The sequence below is a fragment of the Leptospira noumeaensis genome, assembly GCF_004770765.1.
In the GTDB taxonomy this organism is placed as follows: domain Bacteria; phylum Spirochaetota; class Leptospiria; order Leptospirales; family Leptospiraceae; genus Leptospira_A; species Leptospira_A noumeaensis.
Genome location: NZ_RQFK01000026.1, coordinates 1104840 through 1120052, shown reverse-complemented (window position 1 = coordinate 1120052; position 15213 = coordinate 1104840). Strand labels below are relative to the sequence as shown.

Below are 15213 nucleotides of genomic sequence, written 5' to 3'. Positions count from 1 at the left end.
ATCGTCAAAGTGATTTCGCTCATTATGAGTCGATTTTCTAGACCATTGTTTAATTCCCTACAAAAACGAAGAACTAAACATACGGCGGTATTGGGCATTGTGTCACAAATTTCGGGTATTCACTTTGGATGTGATGCCTTCGTCTTAGCATAACATTTACTAAATCCTATCTAATAAAATTTAGAAGTTTTTGATTGCAATTTAATTCTATAAATATAGAGATTAACCCTCTAGGAGAGTTTTTTTGAAAATCAAACAGCTTCTGCCAGTTACATACTTACTCTTAAATTATAAGGGACGGATTGATAGAAAAATTTATTGGGTTGCCTCATTGTTTATGTGGTCAAATTTTTATGTTTTTTATCAATCTTTGGACTATTTCTTTGGAGAGAAAAGTACATGGATTATTTATCCACTGATGCTTTGGGGTGTACTTGCAGTTTCAGCAAAACGATTTCATGATATTGGAAAGTCCGGAAACACAATCCTACTAACGCTTATACCCATTTTTGGTCCTTTAATAGTCATTTATTTCTTAGCCTTCAAAAAAGGAGAATCTAAGGACAATCAATATGGTTCAATACCTGGCTCGGAAATTGATTATTATAAAAACGACGATGGAACAAACATCCCTCACTTAAAATCAACAGAGACAATCATCAATGATGTTACGCGATTAAATCCTGTTATCGTATCCTCCGTCATTAGGCCTGAATCAATAGAAGAACTTGTAACCTTTGTAAAAACGTCTACCGGTGCAATCTCTGTGGGTGGGGGTCGGTTTAGTATGGGCGGTCAAACAGCAAGTCCAGGTTCAGTCCATATTGATATGCGTAAACTCAATCAAGTGATTGAATACAAGCCGTCTGAAAAATGGATTAAGGTCCAAGCAGGTATTCGTTGGTGCGACATTCAGCACTTTATCGATAAGGACGACTTATCTGTTAAGATCATGCAAACCTATGCAAACTTCACCGTTGGTGGTGCTTTGAGTGTCAATTGCCACGGTCGTTATATGGGATTAGGCCCAGTTGTTTTATCGGTTCGATCAATTGATGTTATTCTTGCGGATGGCAGCTTGGTAAAGGCAAATAGAAAAGAAAATTCGGATGTATTTGCTGGAATGATTGGTGGCTATAACTCTGTAGGTATCATTGTAGCAGTAGAATTTGATTTAGATGACAATGTTAAAGTCAAACAAGTCAGCAAAAAAATGAAGAAGAACCAATACTTCCAATTTTTTAAATATAGCATTCGGGAAGATAAAAAAGTCATTTTTCATAATGCAGATATCTATCCCCCCAAATACAAAAACATAAGAGCAGTTAGCTGGGAGTTTTCCCTAGACAAACCTACTGTAAGATCTCGATTTATGCCCTTACAATCATCTTATCCAATCCATCGTTATTTTTTCTGGGACTTTACTGAATCTCCTTTTGGTAAATGGAGGCGTGAATACATTGTTGATCCACTTCTATTCTTCTCCAAAAAAGTTCACTGGCGAAATTATGAAGCTGGTTATGATGTTTTAGAACTGGAACCATCTGCACGCGAAAAATCAACCTACGTATTACAGGAATACTTTGTTCCGATTGAAAAATTCAATGTGTTCTCTGATCGATTGTGTGATATCTTAAAACGCCATAAAGTAAACATGGTAAATATTTCTGTTCGTCATGCGAAGGCAGATGAGGAGACTTATTTGTCTTGGGCATCCAAAGAGTGTTTTGCCTTTGTATTATATTACAAACAAAAAGTAAATGAAACTGATAAGCTAAAAGTTGCTGTTTGGACTAGAGAATTAATGAATGCAAGCATTGAGGCAGGCGGCACATACTATTTACCATACCAAACACATGCTTCAAGGGAAATGTTTCAAAGAGCTTATCCAAAATACAAAGAAATCTTTGCTCTGAAAGATAGATTGGATCCTAGGTTTCGATTTAAAAATATTTTCTGGGATACATATTACAAAGAAAAACAAAATCCAGTTACAACTGATTCTGATTTTCATCAAATTTTCGCGAATGTTAAGTGGAGTGATGCTCTTTATCGTTTTCTGCAGGTGATCTTTAATCTTTATCCAGAAGAAAGATTTTTTCAGCTTATTAGCGATATCACCAAACAATACAAGACCGATAAGGAAATTTATTTACAAATTGTACAAAGATTAAATTCGGTAAAACCTTTTCATGCCGATTTGACTTACGCTTTACCAGCTTTAATCAAACAAAAAAAAGAATTATCTGCACAAATTCTAGAACTTTTGGGAACAAATACAACAATCAATGGTTATTTGGAAATCGGTACCACTGGAAGGTATATTTCGAGCTTAAAAAATAAATTAAAACTAAATCAAAAAATTTATTTGGTGAATTCAGTTTCGCCGAAATACAATCCAGTTGATATTTTAGAAAGGGGTGGGATCAAAAAAATTGGTAACTTTTTCCCACTCAATGATTATGATCCGATTAGTAATGAAATACCTACAGAGAGTTTAGATCTTGTTACGTGTTTGATTGGTTTACATCATATACGATTAGATAAATTAGATTCATTTCTTCAATCGATCAACCGTGTTCTGCGAGTAGGAGGTAAATTTATATTAAGAGATCATGATGTAAAAGATCCAGAAATGTTTAGATTTGTTTCCTTGATCCATACAGTATTCAACGCAGGTTTAAAAGAAACTTGGGAGTATGAATCTGCTGAATTTAAAAAATTCCGATCGATTGATGAATGGGTGGAAATTCTAAAAAACTTTCATCTACAAGCAGGACCTGAGAGACTACTTCAGAAGGATGACCCTTCTGATAATATTTTAATGATTTTTACAAAGGTATCAAAATGAGTCGATTGATCTTCACAACTCTAATTTCCTTTTCCCTTAGTATTAGTGTTTGGACAGCAAAACAATCCACCACAGAATACATTGAAAAAGTGCCAAATGAATGGATGATGAATGATACAAAGTCATTCACTCCCAAAGAACATTTACGTCCAGGAGACCAAACTTTTTTAACCTTTCCCGAATGGTTTTTAGTTCATAGTCCAAACGAACAGGCCATTTATTTTAGAAATCGAACCTCCAGTACCTTTCCTTATTGGGAACATGTTCAACAGTTATGGAAATCTTATATGATTGTTTCAGATCAAATTTTAGAATCATATAACTTTAATTATGGATACCATCTAATGATTGTTGTATTAACTGTCAGTACGACAGTTGAGTATGGAGCAAAACAGATTTATGAAAAGATGATTGGTCGTATTACTTCAATAAACGAAGACCAGGCACTCACCGAAGAGGACAAATTTAACGCAAAATTCACCCAATCTTATGTAGATTTTATCTTACAAACCCCTTGGTATGAATATAATTTTTTTCAAGAACTCAAGTCACTTTGGGTCGAAGTTCCTTTGTTTGGTGACCATATGATCCGGAAATGGGAGAGGCGCTATTATCTGACCACTGATATTTTTGTAAAAGCAGTCTATGGTTTTTTGATTAAAAAAGCAACAAAAGCAACTTATGAAGATCCCATCTTAGGAACTGCCATTGTATTGGATGAGAATATCCCAACCAATGATAAAGTAAAGTTACTAAATGGAAATGATCCATTTCATTCCTTGTATTTGATCCCTCGATATGCAGATTTCCATCCCACTTTAGAATCTATCCTCATAGGAAAAACTGTCGAATTACGAGAGATAGCCGGGAATACATCTGCAACCTTGGTGACAGTGTTACTCAAAAAGGAAGTGAGTTTACCAAAAATTCCCAACTCAAAAACCTTATTCCGACAAGAGATCCTGACGAGACCCGGCGAGAACCGGTATGCACTTGTCTCAAAAGTTCAAAACTTAAAAACAATGTTGGAAGTTTTAAGAGAAAATAAGATAGAAATCGAACACATCTACGATTTTTAAAATGCCTTTCAGGTTAGGATTTTATGAAACTAATTAAATATATCGTTTTATTCACTTGTTTGATTGTTCTCTCGGTTTTTGTCTTCTATTCAAGTTTACGATACTTTCGAGAATCTTTTTCTCCCGAAGAAATTGCCCCAAAAAATGGACGATTTGTACAAACTAATGATGTAAAAATCTACATCCAGGAAATGGGAGATCCAAAAAATCCAGCAGTCGTTTTGATCCATGGAATGGGTTCATGGAGCGAACTTTGGAAAGAAACAATGATTGTATTGTCACAAAATGGATATTATGCGATTGCTATCGATCTACCTCCTTTCGGTTTTTCCGAAAGACCTGGATCTTCCGAATTGAAGTCGATACAACAAGCAAAAAGAGTGGTGTCGATCATTGATTCTTTAGGATTACAAAACGTACACTTACTTGGACATTCTTTCGGCGGTGGTGCAACTTTACATACTGCCCTTTTGATTCCAGAACGTATCATTTCATTACAATTAGTTGATATCGCTGTTAACTTAGAAGAAAAGAAAGAAACAGCTCCTTCCGAACCAAACCTGTTCGAAAGACTATGGAACTTTGCATTTTTACGTAACAGACTCCTTGAAGTGACGGCAACAAATCCTCATTTAACAAAGATATTGTTTAGTCAATTTGTTCATTCCGCTGATTGTATCACCGATGAAAAAGTAAAGGTAATTCAGATGCCAATGCAACTAAAGGCCACTACTTCCTTTTTTGGAGATTGGCTAGGGGAATTTATTTTCCACTCCGACGATCAGTTAGCCAAAGATTTCAAACGGTCTGGAAAAGATTTAACAATGCCCATTGATTTACTTTGGGGAGATTTAGACACTGTGACACCGATTTCAGATGCCGAAACAATTCAGAAATCTCTGACAAATTCTCGTTTGCATATTATCCCCGAAGTTGGGCATATTCCACAATTGGAATCACCAAACAACTTCCATAAAATTTTATTAAGTAATTTGAAGGATGTAAAGTGAGGGCGCACATTTCCGGCTATCCGCTCCAATCTTTGTTAACACAAAGGATTTCCGCTTCTATCCGGGGCGCGGGGAAATTGTAATCTATGATCCTAATTGCCATCACCTTAAACTCCCTGCTCTTATCTCTTGCCATTATCCATGTCTACTGGGGTTTTGGAGGTCTTTGGCCAGGAAAAACCAAACAGGAATTAATTGATTTAGTTTTCGGTAAGGGGGAAAAATTTCCCTCTCGTTTCATGTGTTTGTTTGTTGCTATTTTTTTGGCTCTGTTTTCCTTATTACCAATCATATGGACACTCAGAGTTGATCTTGGATTCAACAGCGATCTGATCTTTGGTTTGAAACTGATCATGGGAATTGTTTCAGCGATTTTTTTCTTACGAGGTAGTTTCGGTTATGCTCCGTTTGTCACCAAACACTGGAAGTCGATATTTGTTTATTATACAAAGCGAATTTACAATCCAGTTTGCCTTTTCATTGGTTTGGGGTTTTTGATACTTATCCTCCAAAAAATTCCCTAAAGTGACCAACGATCCGACCAAAATAGACTTTCATCTCAAACTGAATCTATTATAAAAAGACTTATGAGAAAGGTAATTTTTGCAATCAATACATCAACAGATGGATTTTATGGCCATGAGGGTATGGTAGCCGATGAAGACTTACACCAATACTTTGCCAACATTTTAAAGAATGCAGATCAAATTCTTTATGGGCGAACCACCTACCAACTGATGGTGCCCTTTTGGCCGGATGTAGCAAGGAACCAATCCATGTCAGAGGTCACCAACGAGTTTGCAGAATTATTTACTTCACTTGAAAAAATTCTTTTCTCCAGAACAATAAAACAAGTAGAAGATCCAAATACAAGGTTGGCAAAAAAATCTTTAGCGGACGAAGTGAATGATTTAAAACAAAAACCAGGCAAGGACATTTGTATTGGAAGTTTGAGTCTTGCTTCCCAACTTTCGGAAGCGCATTTGATTGATGAGTATCGATTTGTGGTCCATCCGGTGATCGCAGGAAATGGACCTCGGTTGTTTGATACAGTCAGATTACCAAAAACCTTTCGATTGGATTTTTTAGAATCAAAAACTTTTCCTTCCGGTTCGATCGCTCTTCATTATAAAACACAAAGGTAATTTAAAAATTGATTCGAATATCATTTGAATCAATTTTTTATTATAATTTGTTCAAATAAGAAGATTCCAAAAGTGATGGGCAAAAGGATCCAATCGATTTCGGATCCATTACCAATACTGAGTTAGTTGTAGTAGAGAAAGGAATTCCATAAATTTTTCCATTTGGTGCAACGGTTCCACCGTTCCATTTATTCACCCCGACTAACCCTGTCATTGATGTGATATCTGTCGTATTCGTGGTTGGATCAATAATTAGGACTACATCACTTGATGCTGGTATCCCATAAATTTTACCATTAGGAGCCAATACCCCTCCAACCCATTTTGTAGTACCGGAAGGTACAGAAATAGAAGTTGCATTTGCTGTATTTGTCTCTGGATCAATGATGAGAACAGTATTCGAATCATTTGGAATTCCATAAATTTTGCCATTGGGGGCTAATACTCCAGATGACCATCGAAAGGCACCAGTAAGACCTGTGATGGAAGTTGTATTGGCTGTATTTGTCTCTGGGTCAATGATCAGAACACTATCCATAGCGTTATAAGGAATTCCATAGATTTTACCATTGAGGGCTAACACTCCAGATGACCATTTAGATCCACCGGCACCTAACCCGGTGATCGAAGTTGTATTGGCCGTATTTGTCTCTGGGTCAATGATCAGAACACTATCACTCTCTAAAGGAATTCCATAAATTTTACCATTGGGTGCTAATACTCCACCATTCCACTTACTACCGGTGCCAAGCCCAGTAATGGAAGTTGTATTGGCTGTATTTGTCTTAGGATCAATAATTAGGACGTTTGTACTTGCAAATGGAATTCCATAGATTTTACCATTGGGAGCAAGAACTCCGCCATTCCATTTATTGGATCCAGTGAGACCAACTATAGAATTGTTGTCCGCTGTATTAGTTACTGGATCTATGATTAGAACTGTCGTGGCTTGGTAAGGAATGGAATAAATTTTCCCATTTGGCGCAAGAACAGATCCTGACCATCTAAAGGAAGCAGCGGGAACAGCTATTGAGGTAATGTCATAAGTTGGATTACCTGATGAACCTTTTTGAGATTGGATGTTGATTTCTTTTATAAACTCTTGCGAATATTCAGATTGAATTAAGGATGTTATATCTAGATTACAAATATTGGATGAAATTTTAATTCCACAATGAGAAGAATTATCTCCTCTCAATCGTTTTACTATTAAAGTTTCCAGAAACATATTAGAACTGGAATCACATGAATTTTCCATTGCCGAAGGGTTACATGCAAAAAGAACTAGGAAAAATCCGAATATTAATTTCATTGTTTCTACTTTGAAGCATTAACCAAACAAGTGCTACTTTTTTTTAACATTCATGAAATATTTATTGATTCATACAATGAATTTACAAAATATTTTCTACTAAAAAAAGAAAAAAATATTTAATTAATATTTACTATCAATTAAAATTGATTAAAATCACCTCTAAATCAATTATAATCACAACCATGGAACCAAGCGCAAAACACCACGAAAGAATGGCAGAAATGACTTTTGCCTCTGTCTACCCACTCTACCTGACAAAGATTGAAAAAAAAGGCAGAACCAAAAAGGAGTTAGACCAAGTGATTGAATGGTTAACTTCTTTTGATACAAAAAAGATAAACGAACTCATCAAAGAGAATGTGACCTTTGAAAGTTTCTTTGCCAAAGCTAAATTACATAAAAACGCAGAGCAAATCAAAGGAATGATTTGTGGTTACCGAATCGAAGAAATTGAAAATCCCCTAACACGAAAAGTGCGATATCTAGACAAACTTGTGGATGAACTGGCAAAGGGAAAAACGATGGAAAAAATTTTACGAAATGGATCAAAGTAGTGTTTTGAATGCATTAGTAAATTGATACGCGTCCCCAGGCCATCTAGCAGAAACATAATTTCCATCTACAACGGTAAAACCAACATCGGGATTCTCTAAACTATCTCGTACAGATAGACTTCCTCCCGTTTTAAACTGCTCTTTAGATTTTAAAAAACTTGTGACTTCTGCTTGTACAGTCAGCGGATAGGTTTTGTAATAATTTCCTAACCAAAGTCTGGTTGTGTAGTAAGCGAGGAGTTCCTGTTTTTGCAAAAGTGCTGTTGTATTTTTTTCATATAACACAGATTTGTTTGTTTTGGGATCAATACTTCTTGCCGCAAGTAAAACGCCATGACAGATCGCGGCAATGGGTTTATTCGAATGAAAAAAATCCACGATTACATTTTGTAAAATTTTGGATTCTAGGTATTCTTTCATACCTTGCGCATGTCCCCCTGGCAAAAGAATGGCTTGGAAATCTTTTTCTTTGATTTCAGAATAGGAAATAGGGTTCTGAAATTCTTTAGAATTTTCCATTTCCAAATAAGCATCTCTTGCATCTTTACGTGCCATAAACCCAGATTTCAAAATTCCCAGTCCTTTTCCAGTTAACATCCGTTCATCTGCTTTTGCTTTTTTTCCATTAGGTGTGGCAAACTGGAATTTGAAATTTGATTCTGATAATAATTTCCAAGGAAGGGAGGCTTCACTTGGATCAAAATCAGAACTAGGGATGGGAATTAGAATCATAGGGTTTCCTTAGGCGAGGATTCCAATCTCAAGTGAAAACTTGATTTTGGCGATTATAAAAAAGTTAAATTCCACGGATTCCCCCCTGGATTAACATTTCCCAGAAATGTAAGTGCACCCGTGGTTTGGTTAATACTAAATTGCAACAAGTTAGCTGCATTAATATCGGCAGCGTAGGCAAAACGCCCCGTAGGATCGATCACCATAAATCGCAAATTACCCGGTGTATAACCAGTCACATTAGATGAATAGGAAATTTTTCCCGACTTGGGATCAACCGTATAACAAGAAATAATACCTTCATTGATATGTAATAAATAATAAAAAAGTCCACTGGGATGGATCGCAGTGCTATTAATGCTCAATCCATGAAAAACAGAGTCCACAAAACTCATATTACCTGTATTTTCATCAAAACTGAAAATGGTCACAGCCGGAACGGAACTAACATATATATAATTGCCATTGGGATGAGTCGAAACATGGCCAGAACCATCATTTGGAAAACTAGGACTGGTGCTTGCATGTGATAATGTTCCATTAGCATAATTGATACGGTATGAAGTCATTTCTGTGACTAAGGTTCCCATATAAAAAATAAAATTTCCATTCCGAGAGATTTGAATTTGAGAATGGCCAATGTCAGTTGAATAGGAAGCTATAAAGGTGAGAGTGCCATTTGCATTGATTGAAAACGCACGAATTGCTGAAGTACCTTCGGAAGCTAAATACAAATACTTGCCATCGGGTGTGATGACTAAATTTCTCGGACTTGCCTCATCTGTCAAAAAACTTGGCGTATTGGATGTAAGCGCTCCTGTCGTTTGGTTGATTAAAAATTGGGAGATAGTTCCACTATAAAAATTTCCTGTGAATAAAAACTTACCAAAAGGGTCGACTCCAATACCAGTTGGCCCAGTACCGGCACCGGTACTGTATGTTGCAAAGGATGTCAATGCGCCAGTGGTATGATTCATCGTTAGAAAACCAACAGTACTCATGTCATCCAAACTGACATAAAGGTATCCCGAATAAACTGTGATCGCACTTGTGGCACTTGCCTTTCCATCAGCGGTAGTGGCTGTAATGATTATCTTTCCATTACCAATACTTTGCACAAGACCCGTTGGCGATACTGTGGCAACGGATTCATTGCTACTGGTCCATTGGAAGACTGTGTCTGTTTTGTTACCGTACAAATAGTACTGTGCTTCCAATTGTAAACTATCTCCTTTATAAACCCCGGCCCAGGTACGGTTTAGTTCCACCACTGAATTGGAATTAGATAACAAGGCCCATAGTGCGAATAAAGAATTGCGGGAAGGATCTTTTTCGGGAAATAAGATACATTGAACAATGGGATTGAGAAGGCAGGCATTAAAAGAAAACAGGCAAACGAGTAAGGAAAAGATTTTTGCGACTACTAGTATCTTTGAATGATAGAACTGTTTAGAAATTTCCGAATTCATAGGGAGCAACAAACATAAATCAAGTGGCTCAGGAAAAAATGTCATTCTTAAAATTTGAATGTTTTGGAAATTCTCTTTGTTCTCCTAAAGGATGTTAGCGCCAGGGATTGCAGTGGAAATCGAAGCGAAAGCGGAGATTGGAACGGAAAGCCCGGTCGTGCCTAAAAGAGAAGAAACTTTATATATAAATTCGAGGCGCCCAAAGTTCAAACAGAAATTGTAAATCCATAGATTTACTTGAACTTTATGGTATTTTTAATAGTCTGAAAATAGAAGATTATAAAAATAATAAATCAGAGACTCTATGGCAAATTCAAAAACAATCTCATCCAATGACTGGCTCTCGTTCACATCTTTTTTAGTATTATTATTTGCTATGATCGCACCAATTGGCGAAGGGCTTCTCATCGCATTCGCTGTTGTTTTTTTGGCTGCCGGTATCTCAAGCGCCGTCCATAGTGCAGAAGTTATAGCCGAACGTGTTGGTCCTGCACTCGGAACTTTAATTTTGGCAATATCAGTGACTGTCATTGAAGTAGCACTCATTGTCAGTCTTATGAGTAATGACACCGCCGACTCACCTCAAATTGCAAGAGATACAGTTTTTGCAGCTTTAATGATTGTAACAAATGGAATCATAGGCATTTGTATTCTGTTAGGTGGATTAAAGCATAAAGAACTAGGATTTCAATCGGTGGGGACAACGGCTTTACTTGGAGTTTTGGCCGTACTTTCAACACTCACTTTAGTATTACCTCTATTCACTACTTCCACCAACAAAGGAACTTATAGTGCAGGGCAACTGATTTTTGTTTCCTTAGCTTCCCTTGTTTTGTATGGATCTCTTGTTTGGTCACAAACAAAATCTCATAAAAACTTTTTTGCCGCCGGGGAAACTGAAGTTTCAGAATCAGAAATTACAGGGACAAGACCGAGTAAAAAAAGAGCCATTACTAGTTTTATTTCCCTTCTATTTTCTCTCGTAGCAGTAGTTGGATTGTCTAAAATCTTGAGTCCGACCATTGAGAGCACCATCAATGCGTTAGGTGCACCAAAAGCAGTGGTTGGGATTGTCATTGCGATTTTGGTTTTGGCTCCAGAAACCTTGGCTGCTATGAATGCAGCCAAAATCAATGAACTACAAACAAGTTTGAACTTAGCTCTGGGATCAGGAGCGGCGAGTATTGCGCTCACAATTCCCGCTGTGAGTTTGTATTCTCTTATGTTTGATAAACCATTAACCCTTGGATTGGATAGCAAAGGGATTGTGTTTTTGATGGTTACTTTTCTTGCAGGAAGTTTTACTTTTGGATCGGGAAGGACCACATCACTGCATGGACTCATCCATTTAGTGATTATGGCTTCCTTTTTAGCTATTTCACTGATGCCTTAGAGTTTCTTTAACTTCCGCAAACGAGGCAACCTTCTTCCATAGAACAGGCCTCACCGACAAATTCAGAATTCACCTCTTTTTTGTTAGCTTGCGAAGAAGATGACTGGATATCTTTTTCCATAGGGATTTCTTCCTTTCCCTTTTCTACAGTGAATTGGATGGCCTGCGTTGCGGCTTTGGTTCGCAAATAATACATCCCTGTTTTTAAACCTTGTTTCCATGCGTAAAAATGCATGGAGGTTAGTTTGGAAACGGTAGGACTTTCTACAAATAAATTCAAAGATTGCGACTGGCAGATAAAGGCACCACGATCCCTTGCCATATCAATGAGAGCTCTTTGTTTCATTTCCCAAACTGTTTTGTATATCTCTTTGATGGAATCAGGAATGGAAGGAATAGACTGGATGCTCCCACCTGAAGCAATGATTTGGTTCTTCATTGTAGAATTCCAAAGTCCAAGTTCAATCAAATCATGTAACAAATGTTTATTGACAATGATAAACTCACCACTCAGGACTCGTCTGGTATAAATATTAGAAGTGTATGGTTCAAAACATTCGTTGTTTCCTAAAATTTGCGAAGTGGAAGCTGTTGGCATTGGCGCCACAAGAAGAGAATTCCGTGTTCCAAATTGAACTACTTCTTTTCGTAGCGAATCAAAGTCCCAACGACCCGTTGGTTTTACATTCCATAAATCAAATTGGAAAATTCCTTGGGAGAGAGGAGAACCTGCGAAACTCGAATAACTTCCTTCTTCTTTGGCGATGTCTTTACTGGCTGTCATGGCAGCAAAGTATATCGTTTCAAAAATTTCGATATTTAGTTTTTTTGCGGCATCACTTTCGTAGGCCAAACGAAGGAGGATAAAAACATCGGCAAGACCTTGGACACCAATCCCAATCGGACGATGTTTCAAATTTGAATTTTTGGCTTCTGGAACAGGGTAATAGTTTTCATCGATGATACGATTCAAATTTACTGTCATTTGATAGACAATTTCATACAATTTATCAAACAAAAACTTACCATCGGCAACAAACTTTGGCAAGGCGACAGATGCTAAATTACAAACGGCAACTTCGTCTGGACTTGTGAATTCTAAAATTTCGGTACAGAGGTTACTACTTTTGATGGTTCCTAAATTTTTCTGATTACTTTTAGAATTGGCTGCATCTTTGTATAATAGATAAGGAGTTCCTGTTTCTATTTGTGATTCCACAATGGCAAACCAGAGGTCTTGCGCTTTGACTTTAGTTCGTGCTCGCCCTTCTCTTTCATATTGTTCGTATAAAGAAACAAACTCTTCCCCATACACATCAGAAAGCCCAGGGGCTTCATTTGGACAAAACAAACTCCAATCACCACCCTCTTCCACTCGTTTCATAAATAGATCTGAAATCCAGAGAGCAAAAAACAGATCACGAGCACGCATCTCTTCTTTACCATGATTTTTCTTTAATTCCAAAAACGGAAAGATATCAGCATGCCATGGTTCTAAATAGATAGCAAAGGCACCTTTTCGTTTTCCACCACCTTGGTCTACATATCGTGCCGTATCATTAAACACACGTAACATGGGAATGATTCCGTTACTGGTTCCGTTAGTTCCTCCAATATAAGAACCTGTGGCTCGAATGTTATGAATGGAAAGTCCGATCCCACCGGCACTCTGTGAAATTTTTGCTGTTTGTTTGAGGGTATCATAAATCCCATCAATGCTGTCGTCTTTCATCGTCAAAAGAAAACAACTACTCATTTGTGGTTTAGGTGTTCCTGCATTAAAAAGAGTGGGCGTTGCATGTGTAAACCAACGTTCGCTCATTAAATGATAAGTTTTGATTACATCGTCAATTCTATGTTTGTGGATACCTAGGGCTACACGCATATACATATGTTGCGGGCGTTCTACAATTTTGCCGTCGAGTTTTAACAAATAAGATTTTTCGAGAGTTCGAAATCCAAAATAATCAAACCCAAAGTCTCTGTCATAAATAATGGAACTATCTAACAGTTCCGAATGTTGTTTTACGATCTCCCATACGTCTTCTGCAATCAAAGGCATAACTTTTTTTGTTTTAGGATCGATATAAGAATACAACCGTTCCATTGTTTCCGAAAAAGATTTAGTTGTGTTTTTGTGTAGGTTACTTACGGCGATACGACTAGCAAGAAGTGCATAGTCAGGATGTTTGGTGGTAAGGGATGCTGCAATTTCAGCTGCCAGATTGTCTAGTTCCGAAGTACTGACGCCGTCATAAATTCCTTCGATGACTTTTTTGGCTACATCGATGGGACTAACCAATCGACTCAGGCCATAGGATAATTTTTCAATCCGAGCTGTGACTTTATCAAACTTTACTGATTCCTTTTTTCCATTTCTTTTGAGTACGAACATATAATTTCCTTATCTTAAATTTTTAAAAATCTTCATTTAGAGAGAATGTAAAACCTTGTTCCGAATTTAAAACACCGGCCTTTTGGTAATCCCCTACTCGTTTTTCAAAAAAGTTTGTTTTCCCTTGTAAAGAAATCATTTCCATAAAATCAAAAGGATTTGCGGAATAATAAAGTTTTTCAAATCCAAGTTCAATGAGCCAACGGTCAGCTACAAATTCAATGTATTGTCGCATTAGTTTAGCGTTCATACCAATAAGATCCACTGACAATGATTCGGTGATGAATTCTTTTTCGATATTGACTGCATCTGTAAATATTTCGTAAACACGATCGGCACTTGGTTTGTTTTGTAACATTTTAAAAAGAATACAAGCAAACTCACAATGCAAACCTTCATCGCGACTGATCAGTTCATTGGAAAAACTAAGGCCAGGAAGGAGACCTCGTTTTTTCATCCAAAAGATGGCACAGAAACTTCCGCTAAAAAAGATTCCCTCCACTGCGGCAAAGGCAAGTAATCGTTCCGCAAAATTACCTTCACCAATCCAACGTAAAGCCCATTTGGCTTTTTTTTCTACAGCAGGAATGGTTTCTATAGAATGGAAGAGTTTATGTTTTTCTTTTGGATCTTTGATGTATGTATCAATTAAAAGTGAATAGGTTTCTGAATGGATATTTTCCATCATAATTTGAAACCCATAAAAACACCTAACTTCAGGAAGTTGGACTTCACGCATAAAGTTGACAGCTAAGTTTTCGTTTACGATTCCATCACTTGCTGCAAAAAATGCCAAAACATTACTTAAAAAAAACCTTTCGTTATTGGACAAGGAATTCCAATCATCTAAATCGCTACTTAAATCAATTTCTTCAGCAGTCCAAAAGGAAGCCTGTTGTTTCTTATACATCTCCCAAATTTTAGGGTACTTGATGGGAAGGATCACAAATCGATCCTGATTCTCTTTTAATAAAACTTCCGATTGGTAATCCATCCAACAACTCCAGGTTTACAATTTTTATATTTGTATATGTATCCTTTGCCAAAGGAGTATTACATATATTACCAACAAACATACATTTGTTGGTAAAGACTGGAATGGAATGTTTGTTTTCCACGGCCAAATCTCATCGACCCGGAACACTACAACTTGTTTGGAAGAAGGTGTGGGTATCCCGGTAGCAATAGTCCGGGGCCCTGAAAAAATTTTCGGTACAGATGATCGTTTACGGGCGATTCATATGTGGGAAGATCCGACTTTCCTTATCTT

The 15213-nt window shown here is 37.0% G+C and carries 12 protein-coding genes; 7 read left to right on the top strand and 5 right to left on the bottom strand.

Annotated elements, in window-relative coordinates; translation table 11 throughout:
- Positions 1–244 precede the first annotated feature (244 nt).
- From EHQ24_RS13465 to EHQ24_RS13445, 5 genes are all read left to right on the top strand, one after another.
- Entirely contained in the window at positions 245–2851 is a 2607-nt protein-coding gene (locus tag EHQ24_RS13465; protein WP_135602097.1) for an FAD-binding protein, read from the top strand.
- Positions 2848–3930 (top strand): hypothetical protein, encoded by a 1083-nt coding sequence (locus tag EHQ24_RS13460; protein WP_135602096.1) that lies wholly within the window; start codon positions 2848–2850, stop codon positions 3928–3930. Before EHQ24_RS13465 ends, EHQ24_RS13460 begins: the two co-directional genes overlap by 4 nt.
- Positions 3931–3953: 23 nt before the next feature.
- Positions 3954–4940 carry an alpha/beta fold hydrolase gene (locus EHQ24_RS13455; protein ID WP_135602095.1) on the top strand — a complete coding sequence of 329 codons (987 nt, stop codon included), beginning with the start codon at positions 3954–3956 and terminating at the stop codon, positions 4938–4940.
- Between the two features lie 86 nt (positions 4941–5026).
- Positions 5027–5464, top strand: a complete 438-nt coding sequence (locus tag EHQ24_RS13450; RefSeq protein ID WP_135602094.1) for a DUF3995 domain-containing protein — start codon at positions 5027–5029, stop codon at positions 5462–5464.
- A gap of 63 nt (positions 5465–5527) precedes the next feature.
- On the top strand, positions 5528–6085 hold the full coding sequence (locus EHQ24_RS13445; RefSeq protein ID WP_135602093.1) for a dihydrofolate reductase family protein: 558 nt from the start codon (positions 5528–5530) through the stop codon (positions 6083–6085).
- 40 nt (positions 6086–6125) lie between these two features.
- On the opposite strand, the gene EHQ24_RS13440 is transcribed toward EHQ24_RS13445, so the two are convergent.
- Complete coding sequence (locus tag EHQ24_RS13440; protein ID WP_244310421.1) at positions 6126–7397, bottom strand: Kelch repeat-containing protein; 1272 nt, start codon at positions 7395–7397, stop codon at positions 6126–6128.
- A gap of 185 nt (positions 7398–7582) precedes the next feature.
- Between EHQ24_RS13440 and EHQ24_RS13435 the strand changes: the two genes are divergently transcribed.
- Positions 7583–7954: a DUF2200 domain-containing protein gene (locus EHQ24_RS13435; RefSeq protein ID WP_135602092.1), complete on the top strand. Its 372-nt coding sequence runs from the start codon at positions 7583–7585 to the stop codon at positions 7952–7954.
- On the opposite strand, the gene EHQ24_RS13430 is transcribed toward EHQ24_RS13435, so the two are convergent.
- Positions 7946–8686, bottom strand: a complete 741-nt coding sequence (locus EHQ24_RS13430) for a type 1 glutamine amidotransferase domain-containing protein (RefSeq protein WP_135602091.1) — start codon at positions 8684–8686, stop codon at positions 7946–7948. The two genes, EHQ24_RS13435 and EHQ24_RS13430, sit on opposite strands and share 9 nt — an antisense overlap.
- 53 nt (positions 8687–8739) lie before the next feature.
- Positions 8740–10155, bottom strand: coding sequence for a beta-propeller fold lactonase family protein (locus tag EHQ24_RS13425; RefSeq protein ID WP_135602090.1), 1416 nt, complete (start codon positions 10153–10155; stop codon positions 8740–8742).
- 304 nt (positions 10156–10459) lie between these two features.
- Here EHQ24_RS13425 and EHQ24_RS13420 point away from each other — a divergent pair, with 304 nt between their 5' ends.
- On the top strand, positions 10460–11548 hold the full coding sequence (locus EHQ24_RS13420) for a calcium:cation antiporter (protein WP_135602089.1): 1089 nt from the start codon (positions 10460–10462) through the stop codon (positions 11546–11548).
- Between the two features lie 7 nt (positions 11549–11555).
- Here the strand turns inward: EHQ24_RS13420 and EHQ24_RS13415 are convergent, their stop codons facing one another.
- Together EHQ24_RS13415 and EHQ24_RS13410 are read right to left on the bottom strand one after the other, a co-directional pair.
- The gene (locus EHQ24_RS13415) at positions 11556–13943 is read right to left on the bottom strand and encodes a ribonucleoside-diphosphate reductase subunit alpha (RefSeq protein WP_135602088.1); all 2388 of its coding nucleotides are present in this window, start codon (positions 13941–13943) and stop codon (positions 11556–11558) included.
- Between the two features lie 22 nt (positions 13944–13965).
- Positions 13966–14937: a ribonucleotide-diphosphate reductase subunit beta gene (locus EHQ24_RS13410; RefSeq protein WP_135602087.1), complete on the bottom strand. Its 972-nt coding sequence runs from the start codon at positions 14935–14937 to the stop codon at positions 13966–13968.
- Positions 14938–15213 lie beyond the last annotated feature (276 nt).